Here is a 26,096-nt window from a genome sequence, read left to right on the forward strand (position 1 = left end):
AGCGTTGACGCTGCGGCCCGGGCGGGCGGCAGCATGTGTGCTGCCTCGGCTCATCACAGCGCGTAGTACATGTCGAACTCGACCGGGTGCGTGGCCATGCGGAAGCGGGTCACTTCCTGCATCTTCAGCTCGATGTAGGCGTCGATGTAGGCGTCGGTGAACACGCCACCCTTGGTCAGGAACGCGCGGTCCTTGTCCAGGTATTCCAGGGCCTGATCCAGGCTGTGGCAGACGGTCGGGACCAGCTTGTCCTCTTCCGGCGGCAGGTGGTACAGGTCCTTCGTGGCGGCTTCACCCGGATGGATCTTGTTTTCCACGCCGTCCAGACCAGCCATCAGCAGGGCTGCGAAGCACAGGTAGGGGTTGGCGGACGGATCCGGGAAGCGCGCTTCCACGCGGCGGCCCTTGGGGTTGGCCACGTAGGGGATGCGGATCGAGGCCGAGCGGTTCTTGGCCGAGTAGGCCAGCTTCACCGGGGCTTCGAAGCCCGGCACCAGACGCTTGTACGAGTTCGTGCCCGGATTGGTGATGGCGTTCAGGGCACGGGCGTGCTTGATGATGCCGCCGATGTAGTACAGCGCGAAATCGCTCAGGCCGGCGTAGCCGTCACCGGCGAACAGGTTCTTGCCATCCTTCCAGACGGACTGGTGAACGTGCATGCCGGAGCCGTTGTCGCCGACGAGCGGCTTGGGCATGAAGGTCGCGGTCTTGCCGTAGGCGTGGGCGACGTTCTGGACGATGTACTTCTGCAGCTGGGTCCAGTCGGCGCGCTCAACCAGCGAGCTGAACTTGGTGCCGATTTCCATCTGGCCGGCGTTCGCCACTTCGTGGTGGTGAACTTCGACGGGGATGCCCATCTGTTCGAGGATCAGGCACATCTCCGAGCGCATGTCCTGGCCGCTGTCGACCGGGGGCACGGGGAAGTAGCCGCCCTTGACGGTGGGACGGTAGCCGGAGTTGCCGTGCTCGTATTCCTTGGACGAGTTCCAGGCGCCTTCTTCCGATTCGATCTTGAAGAACGAGCCGGACATCTCGTTGCCCCAGCGCACGCTGTCGAACACGAAGAACTCGGGTTCCGGGCCGAAGTAGGCGGTGTCGCCCAGGCCGGACGACTTCAGGTAGGCCTCGGCGCGCTTGGCCAGCGAGCGGGGATCGCGCTCATAGGCCTTGCCATCGGTCGGGTCGATGACGTCGCAGGTCAGGATCAGCGTCGGCTCTTCGAAGAAGGGGTCGATGTTGGCCGTGTTGGGATCGGGGATCAGCAGCATGTCCGATGCCTCGATGCCCTTCCAACCCGCGATGGAGGAGCCGTCGAAAGCGTGACCCGACGTGAACTTGTCTTCGTCGAAATGGGACACCGGCACGGTGACGTGCTGTTCCTTGCCACGGGTATCGGTGAAGCGGAAGTCGACGAACTTGACTTCGTTCTCCTTCACCAGGTTCATCACATCGGCGACGGTCTTGGCCATCAATTGCTCCTACGGGATCGAGGGGGTGGGTTGCCGCTGAGAACGCACACGCGCTTCAGCCACGGGGGAAAGCAAAGCAGTTTGCATGCCAGATGCACCGACATGGGTTGCAGCTCGGCTGCTCAACTCATTATCGTTGTGAGGCCGGTTACAGCCAGGGTTCTATCGCACCAGTTCGGTGCTTATGGATGCACCAAATGAGATCACGCCCTGTTTGAGTGCAATATAGGCCGCATCGAGTCGTTCGGCATCGCCCTTCACACCCAGTTCGATGCAGCGGCCCCACTGCGGGTGATCGACGCTGGGCAGGCTGAACACCTTGATGCCGGCGAAGCTCGATTCCACCTGCTCCATCAGAGGCGTGAGGCTGGCTTCCATGGCGCCCTGGACGATCAGCGAGCGCTCCTGCACCCCCACCTGGCGGTGCAGTTGCGGGTAGCGATCCAGCACCCAGCCCATCATCGGATGGGCCATGACGGGGAAGCCCGGCACGAAGTGGACGTTGCCGACGAAGAAACCCGGAATCTTGTTGTACGGGTTCGGAATGATCCCCGCGCCCTCGGGAAACACGCCCATTTCGAAGCGACGCACCGTATCGGGGTGATCCTCGGCCGCCACCTGCCCCTGCTCTGCCGCCGTCTGCTGCACGCGCTGCCAGATCAGTTCACGCGCCCCGGGGTGCAGCGCCAGCGGCCGACCCAGGGCGGCCGCGGCAGACTGGCGGGTGTGGTCGTCGGGCGTGGCGCCGATGCCGCCGCAGCTGACGACGAGGTCACCGCTGGCGAAGGCCTCGCGCAGCCGCGCCGTCAGGCGCTCGCGGTCGTCGCCCAGGTATTGCGCCCAGGACAGCTGCATGCCGCGCTCGGCCAGCAGTTCGATGAACTTGGCGAGGTGCGAGTCACGGCGTTTGCCGGACAGGATCTCGTCGCCAATGATGATGAGGCCGACGTGCATGGCTTCAGGCTCCCGGGAGGACTTCGGAGATGACGACCGGCTCGCCCGCGCGCTGCGCCTGCAGCGCCGCCAGCGCGTAGTGGCTGAACCAGGCCGTGGAGAACGCGAACACCAGCGTGTACAGCCAGATGGCGACCAGCACCGTCAGCGGCGCGAAGATGATGCCCGCCACGCCGGACACGGCCCACACCAGCGACGGCACGGCGCCCAGGTAGCCGCACATGACACCCATGGTCAGCAGCGGCACGCGGTGCGCCTTGAGCAGCGCGCGGCGCTCGTCGGCCGAGGCGTGCTCGGCCAGCACGTCGAAACCGAACACGCGGTAGGTCAGCCAGCCCCAGATCAGCGGCGGCAGCACCATCACCAGCGGCGGCACCAGCCACAGCGGCATGGACAGCACGATGAGCACCAGCGCCAGCAGCGTGGCGCCCAGCGACGCCACGACGCTCTGCGCCAGCGTGCCGCCGTGCTTCTTCTCCAGCAGCGGGAAGCGCCGCTCGGCGACGAGCCGCACGATGGCCGGCGTCATGCACAGCGCCACCAGCAGCAGGCTCAGCAGGATGACGACGGGCAGCACGCCGGCCAGCACGACGATGTTGGCCAACACGCTGCGGAAGGACTGCAGGCCGAAGGAGTCCAGCCAGCGCAGCAGGCTCTCCACGAGCAGCCAGCTCTCCAGCGTGGCCCGCACGCTGGCGATGGCGCCCTCCCAGAAGAAGAACATGAAGCCGAACGCCAGCACGCCGCAGATCAGCAGCGGCAGCAGCGACAGGCCGATGACGCGCGGGTGCAGGCAGTAGGCGGCGGCGCGCCAGAAGGAGTCGATCAAGCTGTTCATCGGGGCCGGAGTATCCCCGGCCGCGGCAGGCCGTGACTCAGGGCACGGTCAATGCCGCACCAGCCGCACCAGCCCCAGCCACTGCTGGCGCCAGAAGCCGCGGCCATAGTCGCGGCCGCCCTCCTCGGGCAGCTGGTCGCGCACGCCGGTGGGGTCGTAGCGCAGGTCGAAATTGGCGGTGCCGAACAGCTGGTCCCACACCGGCAGCAGCACGCCGAAGTTGTGGCCGCCCAGCGTGCCGCGGCCGTCGGCCTCATGGCCGATACCGATGCTGTGGTGCAGCCGGTGGAAGCGCGGGCTCACCAGCAGCCGCTCGCCCACGCGCCCGAAGTGCAGGCGCAGGTTGGCATGCTGCAGGCTTTCGTGCAGCTGCGTGATGACGGTGATGGCGACGAACTGCCCCGGCTCCACGCCGATGAACCGCGCGACCATGGCGAACACCGTGGCGACGATGATGTCATCCAGCAGGTGGTTGCGGTTGTCGCTCCACATCGTCATCTGGCGCTGGCTGTGGTGCAGGCTGTGCAGCGCCCACCACCAGTGCCAGCCGTGCTGCCAGCGGTGCAGCCAGTAGCCGACAAAGTCGAACGCCACCAGGTACAGCAGCAGGCTGACCCAGGCGATGTCGGTCACGCCGGGCCAGAGGGCGTCCAGCTGCCAGGTGGGCAGGCCGGCCAGGCGCAGCTGGCCGGCGGCCGCATCCCACAGCGGCTCAATGCTGAAGAACATGGCCAGCCGCACCAGGCCCAGGCGGTGGATCAGCGTGTAGGCGACGTCGGTACGCACCGCCGCGCGGTCGGTCAGCGGCTCCACCGGCCAGCGCCGCTCCAGCAGGCGGATGCCCAGCAGCATGATGGCGATCTGCAGCAGCCCCAGCAGCAGCCAGCCGGTCGCGGCAAACGCGTCCTCCAGCAGGTTGCCCAGGCCGATGCCGAACACCACAGGCTGCACGACATGCTCGTACAGCGCGAGCTGCAGGTTGTCGAAGGTGTTGGAGATCCAGTCGATCACGGCTTCTTGAACAAACGGGCATAGCGGGGATGCTCCCGCAGCGGCGCGAAGCATAGGCCGCGCTGGGAAAGCCCGTGGAGCAGCGGGTCCAGCACCGCCGGCGCCCAGGGGTCTTGGCGCTCCCAGATACCCAGGTGGGCCATCAGGATGTCGCCCGGCCGCACATCGCGCAGCGCCTTCTCCAGCAGTTGGGCATTGGGATGGGCCTGGCTGTTCAGCTCGTCACCCAGGAAGCCGGCGCGGCTCCAGCCCACATGCGTGAAGCCGCAGGCCTGGGCGGCGGCCAGCAGGGCCGGCGAGGTGCGGCCACCCGGCGCGCGGAACAGCGGCGCCAGCGCTTTGCCCGTCATGGCGGTGAAGCGCTCACCGACCTGCTTCAGGCTGGCGCAGTACTGCTCGGCCGTCAGCTCGCGCACGACGGGCTTCTGCACGCCGGCCTGGGTGCGCACGCGAAAGCGCGTCACGCGCCCATCGGCCTCGGGCAGGTCAGCCAGCCAGATGTCGTGATCCCAGGTGTGGGAGCCGAAGTCATGGCCCTCGGCCACACGCTCGCGCCACCACGGCGCCCAGGTCGCGTCCAGCGTCGTGCCGCCGGTCTGCGTGGGCTCGCTGGCCAGAAAGAAAGTCGCGCGCGCGTCGTACTTCTTCAGCGTCTGCGCGATCAGCGGCGCCACGCCCATGTGGCCGGTGTCGAAGGTCAGGTAGACCGGCTTGTCGCAGGTCGCGCCGGCCCATGGGGACACCACCGCACAGGCCGCGGCGAGCGCCAGCAATCGCGCCTTCATAGCCGGGGTTTGTGATCCAAGGTCCAGATGCCGTGCGGCGACTTGCCGACCTTGACCTGCCGCACCACCTTGCGCGTGCTGGTGTCGATCTCGGTGACCTTGCCGGCCCAGCGCGAGGTGACGAGCAGCGTCTTGCCGTCAGACAGCAGCTCCATGTCGTCCGGGCCGGACGGCCCCGGGAACTGGTCGACCACGCTCATCGTCGTCAGGTCGATCTTGCTGATGGTGTTGGCCGCGCGGTTGCTGACCAGCACATGGCGCTTGTCGCCCCAGGCGCGGAAGGAGTGCGCGCCGTTGCCGGTCGGGATGCGCTTGGCCAGCTTGGGCGCGGCGCCGCTGACGTCCCACACCTCCACGAACTTGTCGCCCGTCAGGCCCACCAGCAGGTGCTTGTCGTCCGGGGTCAGGTAGATGTCGGCCGGCATCTTGCCGACCTGCGTCTTCCACTTGATCGCCTGCGTCCCCAGGTCAATGGCCAGCAGTTCGTCGCTGTCCTGCAGGCTCACGTAGACCGTGGTGCTGCGGGTGTCGATGTTCAGGTGGCTGGGCGTCTTGGGCGCGTGGATGCGCTTGACCAATTGCAGCGGCTCGGCCGCCGTGCTGCCCTGCCAGCGGTACAGGTCCACATGGTCCAGCCGGTTGGCCGCCGTGACGAACCACTTCATGTCCGGCGAAAAGCGCAGGTGGTAGGGATCGGAGATGTTCCGCACCACGCGCTGCACCTCGGCCGTGCGCGGGTCCACGAAGGTCAGCGAGTCGCCCAGCGCATTGGCCACGATGAGGGACTTCTCATCCGGCGACAGGTAGAGGTGATGCGGCTCCTTGCCGGTGGGGATGCGCTTGGTGACGGTGAAGCTCACCGGGTCGACGACGGCGATATCCGCGCTCAGCGAATTGAGCACAAACACCGGCGGACGCGCCGGCTGAACGGACTGGGCCTGCGCCCCCAGCGCCACCACCAGCCCCAAGGCCACCGCCCAACTGCGCAACATCCCGAACTCCCGTCGACCACGAAAAAGGGCGGCCCACGCCGCCCTGCAAAACCAGTTTACCCGGGGGGCCTGCGCGGCCAGCTGTCCCAGGTCAAACCGCGCGCGCTGCGCGTTCAGTCGTCGCGGTCGCCGCCGAGCAGGCCGCCCAGCAGGCCGGCGCCGGCAAAGCCGCCCAGCACCGAGCCCTCCTCGCGGCCGCCGCCGCCGGTCTGCGGCGCCGCCGCGAAGATGCGCGAGGCCAGGCGCGAGAACGGCAGGCTCTGCAGCCACACCTCGCCCGGGCCGGTCAGCTTGGCCAGGAACAGGCCCTCGCCACCGAACAGCGCCGTCTTGATCTTGCCGACGTACTGGATCTCGAAGTCCACGCTGGGCGTGTAGGCCACCACGCAGCCGGTGTCCACCAGCAGCGTCTGGCCCGGCTGCAGCGTGCGGCGCACGACCGTGCCGCCAGCATGCACGAAGGCCAGGCCGTCGCCCTCGAGCTTCTGCATGATGAAGCCCTCGCCGCCAAAGAAGCCGGTGGACAGCTTCTGCTGCAGCGCGATGCCCAGCGACACCCCGCGCGCCGCGCACAGGAAGGAATCCTTCTGGCAGATCAGCATGCCGCCCAGCTGGCGCAGATCCATCGGCAGGATCTTGCCGGGATAAGGCGCGGCGAAGGCCACGCGCTGCTTGCCGTGGCCGTTGTTGGTGTAGACCGTCGTGAACAGCGACTCACCCGTGATCAGGCGCTTGCCGGCACCCAGCAACTTGCCGAAGAAGCCGCCGCCCTGGTTGGCCGAGCCGTCGCCGAACACCGTGTCCATGTGGATGCCGGCATCCATGAACATCATGGAACCGGCCTCGCCGATGGCCGCCTCGCCGGGGTCCAGTTCGACCTCGACGAACTGCATCTCGGCACCCTTGATCTCGTAATCGACTACATCCATCGCCATGTCGGCTCTCCTGAAAAAAGCGCGCGCATGATGCCACGGGTCTCCAAACGCCCTTTAATTTCTGTGTTGACAGAAATTTCAGGCGATGTACGCTGCAGGTCATGGAACTCACCGACATCAGCCGCCGCTTCATCGTCCACTGGGGCGAGATGGGCACGAACTGGGGCGTCAACCGCAGCGTCGCGCAGATCCATGCGCTGCTGTTCGTGCACGGCCGCCCGCTGCACGCCGAGGAGATTGCCGACACCCTGGTGCTGGCCCGCTCCAACGTCAGCAACAGCCTCAAGGAGTTGCTGAACTGGCGGCTCATCCGCGTCACGCAGATGCTGGGTGACCGCCGCGATTACTACGAAACCTCCAGCGATGTGTGGGAGCTGTTCCGCACCATCGTGCGCCAGCGCAAGGAGCGCGAGTTTGACCCCACCGTCGCGCTGCTGCGCGACCTGTCCGTCGACCCCGCGCTGGCCCAGGAGTCGCCCGAGATGCAGGACCGTCTGCGCAGCACGCTGGACTTCATGCAGACCCTGGGCAGTTGGAGCGACGAGATGCTGCGGCTGTCGCCCGCCACGCTGGAGAAGATCCTGCGCCTGGGCGCCCAGGTGCAGCGCTTCGTGCGACCGGCGGACGCGCCCGACGCGCCAGCCGCCGCCTTCCCCGCCATGCCCACCCTGCCCCCGATGGGATGAGGCCGCACCGGGCGCAGCTGCGCCCTCTTTTTTTGCCCTTCAATTTCTCTTTCAACAGAAATAACAGCCATGACAGCCAGTTCACCCAGCCACACGGTCTTCTACGACGGCGACTGCCCGCTGTGCCGCAACGAGATGGGCGTGCTGATGCGCGACAACCGCGCCGGGCGGCTGCGCTTCGTCGACATCGCCCGGCCCGGCTTTGAAGCCGCGGCGCTGGGTGTCACGCAGGCCGCGCTGATGGCGCGGCTGCATGTGCTGCGCGAGGACGGCCGCTGGCTGGTGGGCGTGCCGGCCGTGCAGGCCGTCTATGCCGCGACCGGCCATACACGCATCGCCGCCGCGCTCGCCCACCCCGTGCTGGCGCGGCTGGCCGGCCCGGCCTACGACTGGCTGGCCGACCACCGCTACCGACTGCCGCGCTGGCTGCTGCGCCTCGTGCACCTGCACGCCGGCCGCTGCGCCCCGGACGGCGCCTGCCGCACCCATTGAGATCACCCCCAAGGAGAGCACCATGTCGGAACTGAACTTCGTCCTCACCCTCGTCATCGCCGTGCTGGGCCCACTGCTGGCCATCGGCTACCTGAGGCCCATCCTGCTTGTCGTGCTGGACGCGCTCTGCGCGACGCCCTTGCCGGGCCAGGCTGGCGCGCAGTTCTGGCTGCGCAGCGCCCATGTGCTGGTCATCGCCGGCGCGCTGGTGCTGGCCCTGAGCTTCGGCGCCTTCGACGGCAGCCTGCTGGATGCGCTGCGCCGCGCGCTGTGGCTGGCGGCGGCGGGCAGCTTCGTCAGCATCGCCGTCATCGCGCGGCAGGTGTGGGCGCCGGTGCGCGAGCGGCTGGCTCGACCTGCAGCACCGCGGGCCCCGGTCGCGGCAGCCGACCGGTGGGTCTGAGCCATGAACATCCTTGTCATCGGTGCCGGCGGCTTCATCGGCACGCACGTCCGCCACGCGCTGGCCGACGCCGGCCACACCCTCGTGCGCCCGTCCTTGCCGCCTGTCACGACCTGGGACCGTCCCGAAGCCTGGCGGCCGTTGCTGGCTGACGTGGCCGGCGTCGACGGCGTCGTCTACGCCGCCGGCTGCCTGCGCGACCAGGCCGGTGGCGTGACGAACCTGCTGGACCTGCTGCACCACCGCGCCCCGGCCGCCCTGGCCGACGCCTGCGAGGCTACCGGCATCCGGCGGCTGGTCCATGTGTCCGCGCTGTGCGGCGGCATCAGCGCCTATGCGCGCAGCAAGCGCGCCGGTGAGGTGGCGCTGGCCGGCCGCGCCTGCATCGTGCGGCCCAGCCTGGTGGTCGGCCCCGGCGGCGTCAGCAGCCGCCTGCTGGATCAGCTGGCCCGCCTGCCGTGGCTGCCGCTGCCGGCCGAGGTGGCGCGCTGCCGTGTGCAGCCCATCCGCGTGGAAGACCTGGCCGCCGGCATCGTCCAGGCGCTGGGCAGCGAGGCGCTCATCACCTGGACGGCCGTGGGCCCTGAGGCGGCGCCGGTGGCCGACTGGATTGCCCGCCGCCGCGCGGCCCGGGGCCGGTGCCCCGCACGCGCCATCGCCCTGCCGGGCGCGCTCACGCGGGCGTCCGCACGGGTGGGCGACCTGCTGGCCCTGGGCCCCTGGTGCAGCACCGCGCTGGACTTGCTGGCCCACGACAGCACCGCACCGGCGGCGCCCACGCCGCTGGGCCGGCCGCTGCGCGATGCAATGCAGGGGGCCTGGGCATGACATCGCTGCGCATCGCCCGCGCCTCCCTCGTGCTGCTGTGGTGCGGCACGGTCGCAGCCAGCCTGCATGACGGCGGCGCGGCCGGCATCGCGCTGCTGCAACAGGCCACCGGTATTTCCACAGGCGCCGCGCGGGCCATCGTGCTGCTCGGCTGCGCCTGGGACGCCGCCATCGGCCTGCTACTGCTGCTGCGCCCCGACGCCCTCACCTACCGGCTGGCCGCACTCGGCGTCGTCGGCATGACGATCATCGCCACTGCCCTCATGCCCGCGCTGTGGCTGGACCCCTTCGGCGCGCTGCTGAAGAACCTGCCCACGCTAGCCCTGCTCGCGCTGCTGGGCGAGAAGGACGCCCACACATGAACGCCTACCTGCTTGTCAAATGGCTGCACATCGTGTCCAGCGTCGTGCTCGTCGGCACCGGATTTGGCTCGGCCTTCTACCTGTTCTTCGCCAACCGCTGCGCCAGCCTCGAGGCCCGCGCGGTAGTCGCGCGCCTTGTCGTGCGGGCTGACCTGTGGTTCACGACGCCCGCCGTCATCGCCCAGCCGCTCACCGGCCTCTGGCTGGCCCACACGGCCGGCTGGCCGCTGACCACACCGTGGCTGCTGGCCTCGCTGCTGCTCTTTGCGCTGGCCGGCGCATGCTGGCTGCCGGTGCTGTGGCTGCAGCTGAAGATGGCACGCGAGGTGGAGGCCGCGCTGGCCGAGGGCCGCGGACTGTCAGTGCAATACGGGCATTGGCAACGCGCCTGGGAATGGCTGGGCTACCCGGCCTTCGCGGCCATGCTGGCGGTGTTCTTCCTGATGGTGAACAAGCCGGCATTGGGGGGCTGAGCACGGCGGGCCGCCGGCGCAAGAAAGCCGGCTGCGTGCGCAGCCTGCTGCTCATGCGGCCGAGGCCGCGTCAGCCCATGTGCAGGCCGCCGTTGCAGGAGAAGTCCGCACCGGTAGTGAAGCCGCTGTCCTCACCGGCCAGCCAGGCGACGACCGAGCCGATCTCGTCCGGCGTGCCCAGGCGCTTGACCGGGATGGTGGCGACGATCTTCTCCAGGATCTCGGGCTTGATGGCCTTGACCATGTCGGTGCCGATGTAGCCCGGGCTCACGGTGTTCACCGTCACGCCCTTGGCCGCCAGCTCCTGGGCGAGGGCCATCGTGAAGCCGTGCATGCCGGCCTTGGCAGCGGAGTAGTTGGTCTGGCCGGCCTGGCCCTTCTCGCCGTTGACCGAGCTGATCTGGATGATGCGGCCCCAGCCCTTTTCGACCATGCCCGGCACGACCTGCTTGGTCACGTTGAACATGGAGTTCAGGTTGGTGTCGATGACAGCCTTCCAGTCGTCCGGCGTCATCTTCAGGAACATGCGATCGCGCGTGATGCCGGCGTTGTTGACCAGCACATCAATGGCGCCATGCTCCTGCACGGCCTTGGTGAAGGCCTCGACCGTGGAGTCCCAGTCGGCGACGTTGCCGACCGAGGCGTAGAAGGTGTAGCCCAGCGCCTTCTGCTCATCCAGCCACTTCTGGTAGTCGCGGCTCGGGCCGCAACCGGCGATGACCTTGAAGCCTTCCTTGTGCAGGCGCTGACAGATGGCGGTACCGATACCGCCCATGCCCCCGGTGACGTAGGCAACTTTCTGGCTCATGGGTGTCTCCTCGTAGTTGGAGTGGTGGGGGAAATGAAGCTCAGCGCTCAACGGTCAGGGCCACGCCCATGCCGCCGCCGATGCACAGCGACGCGATGCCCTTCTTGGCGTCGCGCTTGACCATCTCGTGCAGCAACGTGACGAGCACGCGGCAGCCGCTGGCGCCGATGGGGTGGCCCAGCGCGATGGCGCCGCCGTTGACGTTGACCTTGCTCGTGTCCCAGCCCATCTCGTTGTGCACGGCGCAGGCCTGGGCCGCGAAGGCCTCGTTGATCTCCAGCAGGTCCAGGTCGGCCGGCTTCCAGCCGGCACGCTCCAGCGCCTTGCGGGCCGCGGGCACAGGGCCCATGCCCATGTAGGCCGGATCCAGGCCGGCCGACGCGTAGGACGCGATGCGCGCCAGCGGCGTGAGGCCCAGCGCGGCGGCCTTGGCGGCCGTCATCACCATCACGGCGGCGGCGCCGTCGTTCAGGCCCGAGGCATTGCCGGCGGTCACGCTGCCGGCCTTGTCGAAGGCGGGGCGCAGGCCGGCCAGCACTTCGGCGTTGCTCTTGCGGTTGATGAACTCGTCGGCCGCAAAGACGATGGGTTCACCCTTCTTCTGCGCGATGCTGAAGGGCACGATCTCGTCCTTGAAGCGGCCCGCATCCTGCGCGGCGGCGGCCTTCTGCTGCGAGGCCAGCGCCAGCGCGTCCTGCTGCTCGCGGGTGATGCCGCACTTCTTCGCGATGTTCTCGGCAGTGATGCCCATGTGGTACTGGTTGTACACGTCCCACAGGCCGTCGTTGATCATGGTGTCGACCATCTTCCAGTCGCCCATGCGCTGGCCGTCGCGCGAGGCGGGCAGCACGTGGGGCGACAGGCTCATGCTCTCCTGGCCGCCGGCAATGACGATGTCACTGTCACCGTCGCGGATGGCCTGCGCGGCCAGCATCACGGCCTTCAGGCCCGAGCCGCAGACCTTGTTGATCGTGAACGCCGGCACGCCCTGCGGCAGGCCGCCCTTGATGACGGCCTGGCGGGCCGGGTTCTGACCCACGCCGGCTGTCAGCACCTGGCCGAGGATGACCTCGTTGATCTGCTCGCCGGCCAGGCCGGTGCGGCGCAGCAGGTCCTGGATGACGGCGGCGCCCAGCTCGCTGGCGGGGGTCTTGGCGAGGGTGCCGCCGAACTTGCCGATGGCGGTGCGCGCGGCGGCGACGATGACGATGTCTTGCTGGCTCATGGTGTCTCCAAAAAAGTGATCAGGCTTTGACTTTCACGTAGCGACCGGGCGCGGGCTCGATGGCCTTGTACTTGCGGCTGCCCGGCGCCTTGGGCGCGGGCTTCTTCGCACCGGCGTGCGAGGCCAGCCAGGCGGACCAGTCGGTCCACCAGCTGCCCGGGTGTTCGGTGGCGCCCTGCAGCCAGGCCTCGGGGTCGGCCGGCAGGGCCGTGCTCTTGGCAATCCAGTGGCTGCGTTTGCCCTTGGCCGGCGGGTTGATGACGCCGGCGATGTGGCCCGAGGCGCCCATCACGAAGCGGCGCGGCCCCTTGAAGATCTGCGTGTTCCGGTAGGCCGCCTGCCAGGGCACGATGTGGTCCTCGCGCGAGCCGTAGATGTAGACCGGGCAGGCAATCGCTGACAGGTCCAGCTTCTCGCCGCACACGGTCAGCCGGCCCGGCACCTTGAGCTCGTTCTGCAGGTAGGTGTGGCGCAGGTACCAGCAGTACATGGGCCCCGGCAGGTTGGTGGAGTCGCCGTTCCAGTACAGCAGGTCGAAGGCCGGCGGCGCCTCGCCCTTCAGGTAGTTGCCGACGACGTAGTTCCACACCAGGTCGTTGGGGCGCAGGAAGCTGAAGGTCGTCGCCAGTTCCTGGCCGTGCAGCAGCTGCGGGCCCTTGGGCGAGTCGGGGCCCAGCGTGGCCTCGCGCAGGCGCACGCTGGCCTCGTCGACAAAGATGTCCAGGATGCCGTTGTCGGCAAAGTCCAGCAGCGTGGTCAGCAGCGTCAGGCTGGCGGCCGGCTGCTCGCCGCGTGCGGCCAGCACGGCCAGCGCGCAGGCCAGCAGCGTGCCGCCTACGCAGAAGCCCAACGTGTTGATCTGGTCCTGGCCGGAGATGGCCTGCACGACACGGATGGCTTGAACAACGCCCTGCTCGACGTAGTCGTCCCAGGTCAGGTGCTTCACCGACTCGTCCGGGTTGCGCCAGCTGACGACGAAGACGCGGTGCCCCTCGGCCACGGCGTAGCGGATCAGCGAGTTGTCCGGCTGCAGGTCGAGGATGTAGAACTTGTTGATGCAGGGCGGCACCAGCAGGAAGGGCCGGGCATGCACCTGCGGCGTCAGCGGCGCGTACTCGATGAGCTGGAACAGTTCGTTCTCGAACACCACGGTACCGGCCGTCGTGGCCACGTTCTTGCCGACCTCGAAGGCGCTTTCGTCGGTCTGCGACACATGGCCGCGCTGCACATCGCCCCACAGCTGCTGCAGGCCGCGCGCCAGCGTTTCACCATGGCTGTCCAGCGCAAGCTTCTGCGCCTCGGGGTTGGTTGCGAGGAAGTTGCTGGGCGAGGCCGCATCAACGAACTGCTGCACCGCGAACTTGATGCGGGCCCGGGTCTTGTCGTCGGCTTCCACGGCCGCGGCCATCTGCTGCAGTGTGCGGCCGTTGAGCAGGTAGAGCTGCGTCATGAAGCTGGCGGCCGGGTTGGCCCGCCACTCGGGCGCCGAGAAGCGCCGGTCGCTGACCGCCGGCACGTCACTCTGACCCAGTGCGCTGTTCCACAACGCGGCGGCCTGCTTCAGGTAGTCGGCCTGCAGTTCGGCCAGCGTCGCGGGAGAGATCTGCGGCAGGTGCGTCATCTGCTGCATCAGCTCGGCGAAGGGCTGCGCCTCGGCGCCGAGCGGTTCGTTCTTCTTGCGGGTGGCCATGGATCTCCTGGGAACGCTTCGTCGAGACAGTCTCGCCGTGAACCATTGCAATAAGCTTGCCACATGCCGGCAGCCGCAGGCTTTGTACCCTGATGCGCCGACACGCCCATGACAAAGGTCAACCGCTCCTCATGTATCTGATTGCCATCGCCTGGGCCTACGTCGCATTGATGATGGCCGCCGCCGAAGCCATGAGCCCGCAGGGCACGCTGTTCGGCGCCTTCATCACCTTGATGCTGTACGGCGTGCTGCCACTGGGTTTGCTCATGTACATCCTGGGCACGCCGGGCCGGCGCCGCCGCGCCGCCCAGGACTCAGCGCAGGCTGATGCAGGCAGCCATGCGCCCCCGGGGCCGGCCGAGCGCCTCCCCGCGGAACGAGAAGAACCGTGAATCGTCGGTCAACGTGCACCAGCCGCCGCCGCTGATTTGCGCGACACCGGCCGCCTGCAAGGCTTCGCGAGCCAGCAAGGCCAGGTCAATGCGCCAGCGAGGCTCGGGGGTGGGCCGGTACAGCACACCGGGCTGATCGCGCGCCAGCGGCTCGCGGCCGAAGGCGGCCACCACCTCCGGTCCCACCTCGAAGGCCTGCGGCCCGATGCAGGCGCCCAGCCAGGCGCGCACGTCGCCCGGCGCGCAGCCCGTGGCCGCACACAGCGCGCCCACCGTGTTCTGCAGCACGCCGGCCGCCAAGCCGCGCCAGCCCGCATGCGCACCGGCCACGCCGCCCGGCGCGCTGAACAGCACGGGCAGACAGTCCGCCACCAGGATGGCCACGGCCAGGTCGGGGTCGGTGGACACGGCCGCGTCGGCCGGCGGCGCGTTGTCGTCGTGCCAGTCGGCACGCAACTGCACGACGTCGGCGCCATGCACCTGATCCAGGAACACCGGCCGCGCGCCGAGCAGCGTCGCCAGCGCGGCACGGTTGGCGCGCACCTCGCTGGCATCGCCCGCCTTGCGGCCGAAGTTGGGGCCGCGCCCGGTCATGAAAGCCGTGACGCCCGGCCAGCCCGGGCTCAGCCAGGTCGCGTCAGGCTGCATCGGGGCAGGCCTCGGGCCGGGTGCTCGCGAACGCCGGCAGCGCCAGGCAGGCGGCGTTGATCCGCATCACCGTGGGGTAGGCGTCCAGCGGGCAGTCGAAGCGCTGCGCGTTGTAGACCTGCGGCACCAGCAGGCAGTCGGCCAGGCCGGGGGCGTCACCGAAGCAGAATCGCCCCGCGCTCGCCGCCAGCCGCCGCTCGACGACCGCCAGCCCGGTGGCGATCCAGTGGCGGTACCAGGCGTCCACCTCCTCCTGCGTGTGGCCCAGCTCACCCTTGAGGTGGCGCAGCACGCGCAGGTTGTTCAGCGGGTGGATGTCGCAGGCGATGTCCTGCGCCAGCGCGCGCACCTGGGCGCGGGCCAGGGGCTCGCGTGGCAGCAGCGGCGGCTCGGGATGCACCTCGTCCAGGTACTCCAGGATGGCCATGGACTGGCCCAGCCACTGGCCGTCGTCCAGCACCAGCGCCGGCACCAGCTGCGAGGCCTGCTGTGCCGCGAAGGCCGCGCCGAACTGCTCGTTCCTGGCCAGGTGCACGGGCAGGTAGTCGTAGGCCAAGCCCTTGAGCGCCAGGCCGATGCGCACCCGCCAGGACGCCGAGGAGCGGAAATAGTTGTAGAGCTTCATGCTGTCATTTTGGTGCTTCTAAACTCGGCCGCATGCCTCTGCACAGCCGCTTCCAACATTGCTCCAGCTGCGGCGCTGCCGTGGACTACCGCATCCCGGCCGACGACAGCCGTGAGCGCGCCGTGTGCACGGCCTGCGACACCATCCACTACCAGAACCCGCTGAACGTGGTCGGCACGCTGCCGGTGTGGGAGGCCGACGGCCGCGTGCTGCTGTGCCGCCGCGCCATCGAACCCCGCCACGGGTTGTGGACGCTGCCTGCCGGCTTCATGGAGCTGGGCGAAACCTCGGCCGAGGGCGCGCTGCGCGAGACGCATGAGGAGGCCGGCGCCGACATCGAGATGGGCCCGCTGTACACGCTGCTCAACGTCGTGCGGGTGGGGCAGATCCATCTGTTCTACCGCGCCACGCTGCGCTCCACGACCTTCAACCCCGGGCCCGAGTCGCTGGAGGCGCGGCTGTTCGCCGAGCACGAGATCCCCTGGGACGAGCTCGCCTTCCGCACCACACGCGAGACGCTGCACAGCTTCTTCGAGGACCGGCGCACCGGCAGCGGTTTCGCGTTGCGCTGCATCGACATTCCCTGAGCGCGCGCGCATGATGCCGGCCATGCAGACACGACGCCACTGGCTGGGAAGCATGGGTGCACTGGCGCTGGCCAGTCACGCGCAGGCGGCACCGCTGCGCGCCGTGGGCACACAGTTCGCGCGCCTGTTCGAAGGCAGCGAGGGCAAGCCGCCACGCGGCCTGGCCGTGGACCTGCTGACCCAGCTCTTCGGCACCAACGTGCAGTGCGAATGGCTGCCCTGGCAGCGCGCGCAACTGATGCTGGAACAGGGCGAGGCCGACATCCTCGTCGGCCCCTACCGCACGCCCGAACGCGAGGCGCGCATGCTGTTCAGCGTGCGTTCGTTCTACTCGGACGCCATGGTCTGGTACGCCCGGCGCGGCGAGGAATCGCGCTGGACGGGCGAGTTCAGCAGCCTCGCGCAGGTGCCGGTGGCCGGCGTGCGGGGCTGGGCCTATGGCAGCCGCTTCGAGCGCATGAAGCCCTCGCTCACGCAGCTGACCTGGGTCAAGAACGTCGAGGCCGGGCTGCAGATGTTGCACCGCCAGCGCGTGGATCTGTTTGCGGCGAACGACCGCAACTGTCAGCCTGTGCTGCAGCAACTCGGCCTGGGTGACGCGATTGCGCGCTGCTCGCCGCCGCTGGACGTGCTGCACGGCCACATGGCCTTCGGCCGCAGCGCGGCGGGTGAGGTGCTGGCGCAGCGCTACGACCAGGCCTTCGAGCGCTGGCTGCGCCTGCCCGAGGCGGCCGAGCTGTACCGCCGCTGGGGCGTGGAGCGCCCGGCCACGCCGAGCTGACCTCGCTCAGCGGCCGCCGCCCAGCAGGCGCGCGGGCAACAGCACGATGGCGCGCAGCAGCTCGAACACGCCTTCGACCGCGATGCCCAGCAGCCGGAACGGCAGCGTGATCAGCCACACCAGCGGCCACAGCAGCAGCGCCAGCAAGGCCAGCGGCCAGCAGACGACGAACAGGATGCACCAGAGCAACAGGCCGAGCATCGCGGGACTCCTTGTGAACGGACGGCCGCCACGGTAGGGGGCGCCGCCCTCCCCGTCACGCGGCGCGCGACGAAGCGGCGATCACGCCGGACAGCCCGTCAAACGCGCTGACGGCCGGCCACGTAGCAGGCGGCCAGGTTGCGCTCGTCAGCCAGCGTCATCCACGCGAACACGCGCTCGTGCAGCTCGTGGGCGGCGGCGTCGCGCACCTCGGCCACCGGCCCGTGGGCCCAGTCCCACACGCACAGGTCAGCAGCCTGCCCCGCCGACAGGCCGCCGATCTCGTGGCCCAACTGCAGCGCCTCGGCCGCACCCCGCGTGGCCGCGTGCAGCGCCGTCCAGGCGGTCAGCCGCTGGCCGCGCAGCGCCTGCACCTTGTAGGCGTCACCCATGTTGCGCGGCAGGCTCAGCGAGGTGCCGCCACCGACGTCGGACGCCAGGCTCACGTTGAACGGTGCCGCTGTCCAGTCGAACAGCCCACTACCCAGGAACAGGTTGCTGGACGGGCAATGCGCCACCTGCGCGCCGCGCTCGGCGATGAGCGCCTTGTCCTGCGCGTCCAGCCAGATGCCGTGGGCCAGCACGGCCCGCTCGTGCACCAGGCCCACGCGCTCGTAGACGTCCAGGTAGCTGCGCGCCTCGGGAAAGAGCCGCGCCACCCACTCGACCTCGGCGCGGTTCTCGGCCACGTGGGTCTGCATGTAGAGGCTGGCGTCGGCGCGGCACAGCGCACCGGCCATGGCCAGCTGCTCCGGCGTGCTGGTGGGCGCGAAGCGCACCGTCACCGCGTACGACAGCCGGCCCTGGCCGTGGAAGCGCTGGATCAGATCCACGCAGTCGCGCTCGGCGCGGGTCACGTCGTCGCGCAGGCCATCGGGCGCGTGGCGGTCCATCAGCACCTTACCGGTGATGAGCCGCATGCCGCGCGCCATAGCGCCCTGGAACAGGGCCTCGGCACTGACCTTGTGCACGGTCGCGAACACCACGGCCGCCGTGGTGCCGCTGGCCAGCAGCGCGTCCAGGAAGACCTCGGCCCCCGCCCGGCTGCGGGCCGGGTCGGCAAAGGCGCATTCGCTGGGGAAGGTGTAGCGCTCCAGCCAGTCCAGCAGCTCGGTGCCATAGGAGCCGATGACCTCCAGCTGCGGGCAGTGCACATGGGTGTCGATGAAGCCCGGCAGCACCAGCTGGCCGGCATGGTCCTTGCGCACCCAGCTGGCATCGGGCTCGTGGGCCTGGCGGCCGACGATGCGGCCGTCTTCGATCAGCAGCCAGTGGTCGCGGTCGAAGCGCACCGCCGCGGACGCCACCTCGCCCCAGGCCGGTGCGGCCGTGAAGTCCAGCAGGTCGCCCCGCAAGGCCCAGCGGCGCGGGGCCGGCTCGAAGTTTTTCTGGGTAGTAAAACTCATATGGCAATTCTGGATCAAGCCTCGACAATCGACGGCAGCATGAATACCCGCCCCATCCGCTTCTTCCACCGTGGCGCCGTCGTCGAGCTGGACGGCCTGCCGCCCACCACCACGGTGCTGCACTACCTGCGCGAGCATGCCGGCTGCACCGGCACCAAGGAAGGCTGCGCCGAAGGAGACTGCGGCGCCTGCACCGTCATCCAGGGTGAGCTGGATGCCAGCGGCCAGCTGCAGCTACGCAATGTCAATGCCTGCACGCAGTTCCTGCCCACGCTGGACGGCCGCGCGCTGCTGACGGTGGAGGATCTGGGCGCCCCCGGCGCGCTGACGCCGGTGCAGCAAGCGCTGGTGGACTGCCACGGCTCCCAGTGCGGCTTCTGCACCCCGGGCTTCGTGATGACGATGACGGCCTGCTACGAGGCCCACCAGGCCGCCGGCACCCGCCCCACGCGTGAGCAGCTGGCCGACGACCTGGCCGGCAACCTGTGCCGCTGCACCGGCTACCGGCCCATCCTGGAGGCCGGCGAGCGCATGTTCGACGCCCCCGCGCAGCCGCTGGACCGCGCGCCCCTCATCGCCGCGCTGCAGCGCCTGGCGGCCGATGCGCCGCTGCACTACCAGCACGGCGCGCTGCGCTTTCATGCGCCGCAAGACCTGGCCGAGCTCGCCCGCCTGCGCGAGGCCCATCCCGAGGCCACGCTGCTGGCCGGCTCCACCGACATTGGCCTGTGGGTGAACAAGCAGTTCCGCGACCTGCCCACGCTGATCTACACCGGCCGCGTGACGGCGCTGCGCGAGATCCGCGCGCAGGACGACGGCCTGTGGATAGGCGCCGCCGCCGCGCTGGAAGACGCATGGGCGGCGTTGACGACGATGGCGCCGTCGCTGGCCGAGCTGTGGCGGCGCTTTGCGTCGCCGCCGGTGCGCCATGCGGGCACGCTGGGCGGCAACATCGCCAACGGCTCGCCCATCGGTGACGGCGCGCCGGCCCTCATCGCGCTGGGCGCGGACGTGCTGCTGCGCAAGGGCGACCAGCAGCGCCGCCTGCCGCTGCAGGACTTCTACCTGGACTACATGAAGAAGGACCTGCAGCCCGGCGAGTTCATCGAAGCGCTGTGGGTGCCCAAGCCCGACACCAGCTGGGCCATCAGCGCACACAAGATCTCCAAGCGGCATGACAGCGACATCTCCGCCGTCTGCGCCGTGCTGGCCGTGCAGCTGCGCAATGGCACGGTGCAGCAGGCGCGCTTCGCGTTCGGCGGCATGGCAGCCATCGTCAAGCGCGCAGCGCAGGCCGAGGCCGCCGTCGTCGGCCAGCCCTGGGTGCAGGCCACGGCCGACGCCGCAGCCGCCGCGCTGGTGCACGACTTCCAGCCGCTGACCGACATGCGCGCCAGCCACGCCTACCGCCTCAAGGTCGCGCAGAACCTGCTGCGCAAGCTGTGGCTGGAGACGCTGGACCGCCGCACCATCACCGTCTGGCGCAGCGCGAGGCTGGCCGCATGAACAAGCCCGAACACCTGCCCCTGACGCCGCCCGTCGTCGGCCATTCGCGGCCGCACGAGTCTGCCCACCTGCATGTGCGCGGCGCGGCGCCCTACACCGACGACCTGCCCGAGCCTGCCGGCACGCTGCATGCCGCGCTGGGCCTGTCGCCCCTCGCCCACGGGCGGCTGACCGGCATCGACCTGGATCGCCTGCGCCAGCAGCCCGGCGTGGTGGCTGTGCTCACCGCGGCCGACATTGCCGGCGAAAACAACTGCGGCCCGCTGCTGCATGACGACCCCATCCTCGCCGCCGACGAGCTGCGCTACGTGGGCCAGCCCGTGTTCGCCATCATCGCCACCGATCGCGAGCTGGCCCGCCGTGCGGCGTCGCTCGCGAAGCAGGTCATCCAGGCCGAGCCGCTGCCGGCCGTGCTGACCGCGCTGGACGCGCACGCCCAGGGCCAGTACGTGCTGCCGCCCATGCACCTCACGCGGGGCGAGCCCGCTGAGCAGCTGGCCCGCGCGCCGCACCGCCTGCAAGGCAGCTGGCACCTGGGCGGCCAGGAGCAGTTCTACCTGGAAGGCCAGATCAGCCTGGCCGTGCCGCAGGAAGGCGGCGAGAGCCTGCTGGTGCACTGCTCCACGCAGCACCCCAGCGAGATGCAGCAGCTGGTGGCGCACGCGCTGGGTTGGCACGCCCACCGCGTCACCGTGCAATGCCGGCGCATGGGCGGCGGCTTCGGCGGCAAGGAGAGTCAGTCGGCGCTGTTCGCCTGCGTGGCGTCCCTCGCCGCGCTGCGGCTGAACAAGCCGGTCAAGCTGCGCCTGGACCGCGACGACGACTTCCTCATCACCGGCCGCCGCCACGGCTTCGACTACCGCTGGGACGTGGGCTTCGACGACGACGGCCGCATCCTCGCCGCCGACATCGAGCTCGTCTCCAATGCCGGCCACAGCGCCGACCTCTCCGCGCCGGTGATGGCCCGCGCGCTGTGCCACTTCGACAACGCCTACTGGCTGCCCCACGTGGCCATGCACGGCTACTGCGCGAAAACCAACACGCAGAGCAACACCGCCTTCCGCGGCTTCGGCGGCCCGCAAGGCGCCATCGCCATCGAGATGATCCTGGACGGCATCGCCCGCCGGCTGGGCTGCGACGGCACCGAGGTGCGCCAGCGCAACTTCTACGCCCCCGGGCAAGACGTGGCCCCCTACGGCCAGCGCGTCGAGGAACTGCACGCCCAGACGCTGACGGCGCAGCTGCTGGCCAGCAGCCGCTACGCCGAGCGCCGCGCCGAGATCGCCGCCTTCAACGCCGCCAGCCCGGTGCTCAAGAAGGGCCTGGCCTTCACGCCGGTCAAGTTCGGCATCTCGTTCAACGTCGTGCACCTGAACCAGGCCGGCGCACTGGTACATGTCTACACCGACGGCTCGGTGCTCGTGAACCACGGCGGCACCGAGATGGGCCAGGGCCTGAACACCAAGGTCGCCCAGGTCGTGGCGCACGAGCTGGGCATCCCGTTCGAGCAGGTACGCTGCACGGCGACCGACACCAGCAAGGTCGCCAACACCTCGGCCACCGCGGCCTCCACCGGCAGCGACCTCAACGGCAAGGCCGCGCAGGACGCCGCGCGCAAGATCAAGGCACGGCTGGCGGCGCTGGCGGCCGAGCGCTTCGGCTGCGCGGCCGAGCGGGTGGCCTTTGACGGCGGGCAGGTCAGCGGCGGCGGGCAGTGCCTGTCGTTCCAGGACCTGGTGGCCCAGGCCTACCTGCAGCGCGTGCAGCTGTGGAGCGACGGGTTCTACGCCACCCCCGGCCTGCACTGGGACAAGGCCAAGCTGCAGGGCCACCCCTTCTACTACTACGCCTGGGGCGGCGCCGTCTGCGAGGCGCTCGTCGACACGCTGACCGGCGAGAGCCGCATCACGCGGGCCGACCTGCTGCACGATGTGGGCAACTCGCTGAACCCCGCGCTGGACATCGGCCAGGTCGAGGGCGGCTTCATCCAGGGCATGGGCTGGCTGACGATGGAGGAGCTCGTGTGGCACCCCACCACCGGCCTGCTCACCACGCACGCGCCCAGCACCTACAAGATCCCCACCGCCAACGACTGCCCCACCGAGCTGCACACCGCGCTGTTCGGCGTGGCCAATGCCAGTGACACCATCCACCGCAGCAAGGCCGTCGGCGAGCCGCCGCTGCTGCTGGGCTTTGCGGCGCTGCTGGCCATCAAGGACGCCTGCGCCGCCGCCGGCCCCGAAGGCTGCGACCCGCCACTGCGCGCCCCGGCCACCGCCGAGGCCGTGCTGGACGCCATCGACGCCGTGCGATGACACGCCCCCTCACCGCCCTGGCCTCCCTCGCTGCAGCCCTCGCGCTGGCCGGCTGTGCCACCGCACCGCCGCCGCCACCCGCACCACCCGCGCCAGCCATCATCGAGGTGGCCGCCTGGGGCGGCACGCCCGCCAGCACCACCGCGCCCGCCCAGCCCATCCACAAGATCACGCTGCACCACCAGGGCGAGGTCTGGAAGGACGGCACGGACGTGGCGGCCTACCTGCGCCGGCTGCAGCAATGGTCGCGCCTCACCAAGCGCTGGGCCGACATCCCCTACCACTACGTCATCGCCCCCGACGGCCGCATCTACGCGGCACGGCCCCTGCAGCAGCCGGGCGACACCAACACCGACTACGACCCGCGCGGCCACGCGCTGCTGATGCTGGTCGGCAACTTCGAGGTGCAACAGCCCACGCCCGCGCAACTGGACGCCGCCGTGCAGCTGACCGCCTGGCTGGCCCACCAGCACGGGCTGGGGCTGGACGACATCGCCAGCCACAAGGACTACAGCGCCCAGACCGTGTGCCCGGGCCAGCACCTGTACGCCCACCTGACGTCAGGCTGGTTCAAGGCCGAGGTCGCGCGGCGGCTGAACGGCCGGTGATGCGGCGCGGCTGCCGTGCGCGGCCAGCACGGGCCGGCACCAGCGAGTGGGCGGCTGTGCGTGGCGGTCAGTGAGCATGCGGCGACCGAGGTCGGCTGATGGCCAACAGCGATATTTCGCTCCAGCACGGTCAGATGCAGGTCAAAGCCGGGATGCTGCTGACCAACGTGAAAGTGAGCGGACGCCGAAGGCGGTCCGCTCCAATGGCAGGTTAGCCGTCATTGCGGGGAACCTGTGGCAAGAGCTCTGCATACGCATCTCGCGCTTCCCTAAGCGTTGCGTCTGAATGCGCGGCTCGGAATACCTTGATGGCTTCCGCCTCGTGCCGTGCGGCAACGGCTTGGAGCACGCCAATGGGGACAGATCGGCCACTCTTGAGAGCAACGTTCGGATGGTCGGGGTTCCAAGTTCCCCAATCGAGGGTGCGTGGGAAGGCTCCCCACTTCGCGCGCTCAAAGTTGCAAACGAAGCCACGTGCTTTCTCCAGCTCGAGGAAGCGACAGCGCTCACACTTAGCCGGGACGAATACCTTGCTGGTGTAGTGCTCGGTTTCGACGATCACCGGGTCAGTTGGCCCTCTCACTGGGCACGGGCCATGATCGAGTGCGAGATACCCATGGACCTGCTCCATGGCGCGAGTGCATCCACCTTCAAACATGTTCTCGCAGGCGCGGCACTTGGCAGGTATCGCCCCGGTCATGAAGTGCGAATATGGAACGGGCTGGAGTGAGCCGACGACGACGCATCGGGGAATGGCGGTCCGATACATGACGGCTAACGAATGAAAGGGACTTCCCCGTCCCGAACTAGCCGCGTTGCGGCAAACGGCAACCAGGTGCCACGATGGGAAGTGCGATCTCTCATCAACTCATCCGGAAGGGGAAGTCCATGACGATTCTGACCGTGGGTATCGACCTCGCCAAGAACGTTGTTGCGGTTCATGGCGTCAACGAGGCCGGCAAGGCCGAACTGATCCGGCCGGCGGTGCCGCGCGACAAGCTCCACGAGCTCATCGCCAGCCTGCCACCGTGTGTCATCGGCATGGAGGCCTGCTCCGGCGCCCACCACTGGGCGCGGCTGTTCCAGGCCTCGGGCCACACCGTGCGGCTGATCGCACCGAAGTTCGTCACGCCTTACCGCATGACGGGCAAGCGCGGCAAGAACGACGCCGCCGACGCTGCAGCGATCTGCGAGGCCATCCAGCGGCCCCACATGCGCTTCGTGCCGCTCAAGAACCTCGAACAGCAGTCGCGCCTGATGGTGCACCGCGCCCGCCAGGGGTTTGTCGAGCAGCGCACCGCCACGATCAACCGCATCCGCGGCTTGCTCAGCGAGTTCGGCATCGTGCTGCCGCTCAAGGCCGCCACCGTGCGCCGCCGGGCCTGCGAGTGCCTGGAAGAGCTGCCGGGCCACGCCAACACCGTCATCGGCGACCTGCTCAGCGAGGTCACCCACCTGGACGAGCGCATTGCGCAGTACGACGCCCACATCCAGGCCATGGCCAAGGACGACGAGCGAGCCCGGCGGCTGATGCAGCTCGGCGGCGTGGGGCCCACCACGGCCACCTGCCTGCTGGCCATGATCGGCAACGGGCACGACTTCGATTGCGGCCGCCAGTTCGCCGCTTGGCTGGGCCTGACGCCGGGCCAGTACAGCTCGGGTGGCAAAACCCGGCTCGGGCGCATCACCAAGGCCGGCGACGCCTACCTGCGCAGCCTGCTTGTACTGGGCGCCAAGGCGCTGCTGGCCGCCGCCAAGAACAAGGCCGACCCCGTCAGCCGCTGGGCCCTCGCCTTGGCTGAGCGGCGCGGCTACTGGCGGGCCGTGGTGGCCATCGCAGCCAAGAACGCACGCATGGCCTGGGCGGTCCTGCGGCGCGGCGATGAGTTCGTGCTGCCTGCTTGACCCAATCCGACCCGACTCACCACACACCGAAGCCAGAGAAACACAGAACCACCGCCGTGTGACGGCAAGCGTTGATGACAACAGGTTTGGACCTGCGCGGGGCGTGACCGATGAATTCAAGGGCGGCGCAAGCTTGCCGGCTAACGAATGGGTCCCCCGCGTGCGTCCTTCATCAGGGTCCGTGGCATCGAACGCCACATCGATGACCGTTTGTAGTTTGGCCAGTCCGCACCTTGTTGTTCTTCTCGCCAGCCCACGCTAACGCCACGGTGGCAGGTCTAGAAGGGAATGCAGATGAAGAAATGGCCCGCACGGCGGGCCATCAGGGATTCGTTTGGCTTGACGGACGGGGAAGCCCTTGTAGAGCTGAGCCGCGAGCGGCGGCTTGCCGACGCGAGTCGGCTCGAGCGATTGGTTAGCCGCCATTCTCACGCACTAGCCGAATAGGGCAACAAGCCCGGTCGTCGCGCCGAAAACTAAGAAGGCCAGGAGCACTAGAAGTGCCCACTTGGCGCGGTGCGAGTTCCCAGGCGCAAAAGGGCTTTCGCCCTTCCTCTTCTGTTTCAAAAGCGCTTGCAGCTTGGCCGGCTCCACGTAGTTCCAGAGGCAGCCGCAGTTCGTGCACGCGACGAACCCCTGATCTCCCAGAACAACGACTGATCGGCGAATTGCGGTGAACTTCAGGTTTTCTGGAAAGAAGCGTCCGTTGAACCTTTCATCCTCGTCCGATGCAACAAGACTGCCCTTGACGACAGCGTCACCAGCACAGGACGGGCACTTGATATCTGCGACCGATTCGTTGGGCATACAAGCAGCCATGACGGCTAACGTGAAAGGTGAGCGGCGCCACGCAGTGGCGTCCGTTCTAGCGACAGGTTCTCTGGAGCTTCTGCGGGGCACGCTCGAACGGGGTTTTGCGCACCGCTCTGTGCACAAAACAGCCTACGCAAGGCTGATACGTTCACGCTGCGTTGCTGGCTCGTCCGCACCAAGCTCGCTTGGGCGTGCGCGCCTGCTACGCAGCGCAAGCTAGCAGTTTTTCGATGCTGTATAAACATACAGTCTTTCGATTATCCTGTTAGGTTTGCTGCAGCAGATGATCAAGGGAACGTGTTTTCGGGAGACACCCACTGCTGCTTAAGCAGGAACGGTGCGCCACAACACACCGCCG

28 protein-coding genes are annotated in these 26,096 nt (G+C 68.9%); 13 read left to right on the plus strand and 15 right to left on the minus strand.

Annotated elements, in window-relative coordinates:
- Positions 1-53 precede the first annotated feature (53 nt).
- From glnA to NYO99_RS16730, 7 genes are all read right to left on the minus strand, one after another.
- Positions 54-1,469 (minus strand): type I glutamate--ammonia ligase, encoded by a 1,416-nt coding sequence (gene glnA / locus NYO99_RS16700; RefSeq protein ID WP_268168378.1) that lies wholly within the window; start codon positions 1,467-1,469, stop codon positions 54-56.
- A 162-nt stretch (positions 1,470-1,631) separates the two neighbouring features.
- Positions 1,632-2,423, minus strand: coding sequence for a competence/damage-inducible protein A (locus NYO99_RS16705; protein WP_268168379.1), 792 nt, complete (start codon positions 2,421-2,423; stop codon positions 1,632-1,634).
- A gap of 4 nt (positions 2,424-2,427) precedes the next feature.
- The gene (locus NYO99_RS16710) at positions 2,428-3,261 is read right to left on the minus strand and encodes an EI24 domain-containing protein (RefSeq protein ID WP_268168380.1); all 834 of its coding nucleotides are present in this window, start codon (positions 3,259-3,261) and stop codon (positions 2,428-2,430) included.
- 48 nt (positions 3,262-3,309) lie between these two features.
- The gene (locus tag NYO99_RS16715) at positions 3,310-4,269 is read right to left on the minus strand and encodes a sterol desaturase family protein (RefSeq protein ID WP_268168628.1); all 960 of its coding nucleotides are present in this window, start codon (positions 4,267-4,269) and stop codon (positions 3,310-3,312) included.
- A complete protein-coding gene (locus NYO99_RS16720; RefSeq protein ID WP_268168381.1) occupies positions 4,269-5,057 on the minus strand; it encodes a polysaccharide deacetylase family protein in 789 nt (262 codons plus the stop codon). Before NYO99_RS16720 ends, NYO99_RS16715 begins: the two co-directional genes overlap by 1 nt.
- Positions 5,054-6,049, minus strand: a complete 996-nt coding sequence (locus NYO99_RS16725; RefSeq protein ID WP_268168382.1) for a YncE family protein — start codon at positions 6,047-6,049, stop codon at positions 5,054-5,056. The genes NYO99_RS16720 and NYO99_RS16725 overlap by 4 nt, the downstream gene beginning before the upstream one ends.
- Before the next feature lie 113 nt (positions 6,050-6,162).
- Positions 6,163-6,984, minus strand: coding sequence for a TIGR00266 family protein (locus tag NYO99_RS16730; protein WP_268168383.1), 822 nt, complete (start codon positions 6,982-6,984; stop codon positions 6,163-6,165).
- A gap of 101 nt (positions 6,985-7,085) precedes the next feature.
- Between NYO99_RS16730 and NYO99_RS16735 the strand changes: the two genes are divergently transcribed.
- The 6 genes from NYO99_RS16735 (at position 7,086) to NYO99_RS16760 (ending at position 10,228) form a co-directional block, all read left to right on the plus strand.
- Positions 7,086-7,670 carry a GbsR/MarR family transcriptional regulator gene (locus tag NYO99_RS16735; protein WP_268168384.1) on the plus strand — a complete coding sequence of 195 codons (585 nt, stop codon included), beginning with the start codon at positions 7,086-7,088 and terminating at the stop codon, positions 7,668-7,670.
- A 69-nt stretch (positions 7,671-7,739) separates the two neighbouring features.
- Positions 7,740-8,162, plus strand: coding sequence for a thiol-disulfide oxidoreductase DCC family protein (locus tag NYO99_RS16740; protein ID WP_268168385.1), 423 nt, complete (start codon positions 7,740-7,742; stop codon positions 8,160-8,162).
- A gap of 22 nt (positions 8,163-8,184) precedes the next feature.
- Entirely contained in the window at positions 8,185-8,565 is a 381-nt protein-coding gene (locus tag NYO99_RS16745) for a hypothetical protein (protein WP_268168386.1), read from the plus strand.
- 3 nt (positions 8,566-8,568) lie between these two features.
- A complete protein-coding gene (locus NYO99_RS16750; RefSeq protein ID WP_268168387.1) occupies positions 8,569-9,393 on the plus strand; it encodes an NAD-dependent epimerase/dehydratase family protein in 825 nt (274 codons plus the stop codon).
- Positions 9,390-9,755 (plus strand): DoxX-like family protein, encoded by a 366-nt coding sequence (locus tag NYO99_RS16755; protein ID WP_268168388.1) that lies wholly within the window; start codon positions 9,390-9,392, stop codon positions 9,753-9,755. Before NYO99_RS16750 ends, NYO99_RS16755 begins: the two co-directional genes overlap by 4 nt.
- Positions 9,752-10,228: a DUF2269 family protein gene (locus NYO99_RS16760; RefSeq protein WP_268168389.1), complete on the plus strand. Its 477-nt coding sequence runs from the start codon at positions 9,752-9,754 to the stop codon at positions 10,226-10,228. Before NYO99_RS16755 ends, NYO99_RS16760 begins: the two co-directional genes overlap by 4 nt.
- A gap of 70 nt (positions 10,229-10,298) precedes the next feature.
- On the opposite strand, the gene phbB is transcribed toward NYO99_RS16760, so the two are convergent.
- From phbB to phaC, 3 genes are read right to left on the minus strand one after another with little or no spacing between them, the layout of a single operon-like run.
- The gene (gene phbB / locus NYO99_RS16765; protein ID WP_268168390.1) at positions 10,299-11,036 is read right to left on the minus strand and encodes an acetoacetyl-CoA reductase; all 738 of its coding nucleotides are present in this window, start codon (positions 11,034-11,036) and stop codon (positions 10,299-10,301) included.
- 40 nt (positions 11,037-11,076) lie between these two features.
- On the minus strand, positions 11,077-12,261 hold the full coding sequence (locus NYO99_RS16770; RefSeq protein ID WP_268168391.1) for an acetyl-CoA C-acetyltransferase: 1,185 nt from the start codon (positions 12,259-12,261) through the stop codon (positions 11,077-11,079).
- 19 nt (positions 12,262-12,280) lie between these two features.
- Entirely contained in the window at positions 12,281-13,951 is a 1,671-nt protein-coding gene (gene phaC, locus NYO99_RS16775; RefSeq protein WP_422395512.1) for a class I poly(R)-hydroxyalkanoic acid synthase, read from the minus strand.
- 131 nt (positions 13,952-14,082) lie between these two features.
- Between phaC and NYO99_RS16780 the strand changes: the two genes are divergently transcribed.
- Positions 14,083-14,343: a hypothetical protein gene (locus NYO99_RS16780; RefSeq protein ID WP_268168392.1), complete on the plus strand. Its 261-nt coding sequence runs from the start codon at positions 14,083-14,085 to the stop codon at positions 14,341-14,343.
- Here the strand turns inward: NYO99_RS16780 and NYO99_RS16785 are convergent.
- Complete coding sequence (locus NYO99_RS16785) at positions 14,266-14,991, minus strand: purine nucleoside phosphorylase YfiH/LACC1 family protein (protein WP_268168393.1); 726 nt, start codon at positions 14,989-14,991, stop codon at positions 14,266-14,268. The genes NYO99_RS16780 and NYO99_RS16785 overlap by 78 nt on opposite strands.
- A complete protein-coding gene (gene maiA, locus NYO99_RS16790; protein ID WP_268168394.1) occupies positions 14,981-15,616 on the minus strand; it encodes a maleylacetoacetate isomerase in 636 nt (211 codons plus the stop codon). Before maiA ends, NYO99_RS16785 begins: the two co-directional genes overlap by 11 nt.
- A gap of 32 nt (positions 15,617-15,648) precedes the next feature.
- Between maiA and NYO99_RS16795 the strand changes: the two genes are divergently transcribed.
- Both NYO99_RS16795 and NYO99_RS16800 read left to right on the plus strand, forming a co-directional pair.
- Positions 15,649-16,203 carry an NUDIX hydrolase gene (locus NYO99_RS16795; protein ID WP_268168395.1) on the plus strand — a complete coding sequence of 185 codons (555 nt, stop codon included), beginning with the start codon at positions 15,649-15,651 and terminating at the stop codon, positions 16,201-16,203.
- 22 nt (positions 16,204-16,225) lie between these two features.
- On the plus strand, positions 16,226-16,984 hold the full coding sequence (locus NYO99_RS16800; RefSeq protein WP_268168396.1) for a substrate-binding periplasmic protein: 759 nt from the start codon (positions 16,226-16,228) through the stop codon (positions 16,982-16,984).
- Between the two features lie 6 nt (positions 16,985-16,990).
- On the opposite strand, the gene NYO99_RS16805 is transcribed toward NYO99_RS16800, so the two are convergent.
- Positions 16,991-17,185 (minus strand): hypothetical protein, encoded by a 195-nt coding sequence (locus NYO99_RS16805; RefSeq protein WP_268168397.1) that lies wholly within the window; start codon positions 17,183-17,185, stop codon positions 16,991-16,993.
- Between the two features lie 98 nt (positions 17,186-17,283).
- Complete coding sequence (gene guaD / locus NYO99_RS16810; RefSeq protein ID WP_268168398.1) at positions 17,284-18,591, minus strand: guanine deaminase; 1,308 nt, start codon at positions 18,589-18,591, stop codon at positions 17,284-17,286.
- Positions 18,592-18,630: 39 nt separating this feature from the next.
- Between guaD and xdhA the strand changes: the two genes are divergently transcribed.
- From xdhA to NYO99_RS16830, 4 genes are all read left to right on the plus strand, one after another.
- Entirely contained in the window at positions 18,631-20,097 is a 1,467-nt protein-coding gene (gene xdhA, locus NYO99_RS16815) for a xanthine dehydrogenase small subunit (RefSeq protein WP_268168399.1), read from the plus strand.
- Complete coding sequence (xdhB, locus tag NYO99_RS16820) at positions 20,094-22,412, plus strand: xanthine dehydrogenase molybdopterin binding subunit (protein WP_268168400.1); 2,319 nt, start codon at positions 20,094-20,096, stop codon at positions 22,410-22,412. Before xdhA ends, xdhB begins: the two co-directional genes overlap by 4 nt.
- Positions 22,409-23,020: a peptidoglycan recognition protein family protein gene (locus NYO99_RS16825; RefSeq protein ID WP_268168401.1), complete on the plus strand. Its 612-nt coding sequence runs from the start codon at positions 22,409-22,411 to the stop codon at positions 23,018-23,020. The genes xdhB and NYO99_RS16825 overlap by 4 nt, the downstream gene beginning before the upstream one ends.
- An 888-nt stretch (positions 23,021-23,908) precedes the next feature.
- Positions 23,909-24,925 carry an IS110 family RNA-guided transposase gene (locus NYO99_RS16830; protein ID WP_268168402.1) on the plus strand — a complete coding sequence of 339 codons (1,017 nt, stop codon included), beginning with the start codon at positions 23,909-23,911 and terminating at the stop codon, positions 24,923-24,925.
- A 435-nt stretch (positions 24,926-25,360) separates the two neighbouring features.
- Here NYO99_RS16830 and NYO99_RS16835 read toward each other — a convergent pair whose 3' ends face one another.
- Positions 25,361-25,732 carry a hypothetical protein gene (locus NYO99_RS16835; protein WP_268168403.1) on the minus strand — a complete coding sequence of 124 codons (372 nt, stop codon included), beginning with the start codon at positions 25,730-25,732 and terminating at the stop codon, positions 25,361-25,363.
- Positions 25,733-26,096: the final 364 nt, after the last annotated feature.

This window comes from Roseateles hydrophilus, from assembly GCF_026712245.1.
GTDB classification, from domain to species: Bacteria; Pseudomonadota; Gammaproteobacteria; order Burkholderiales; family Burkholderiaceae_C; genus Pelomonas; species Pelomonas hydrophilus.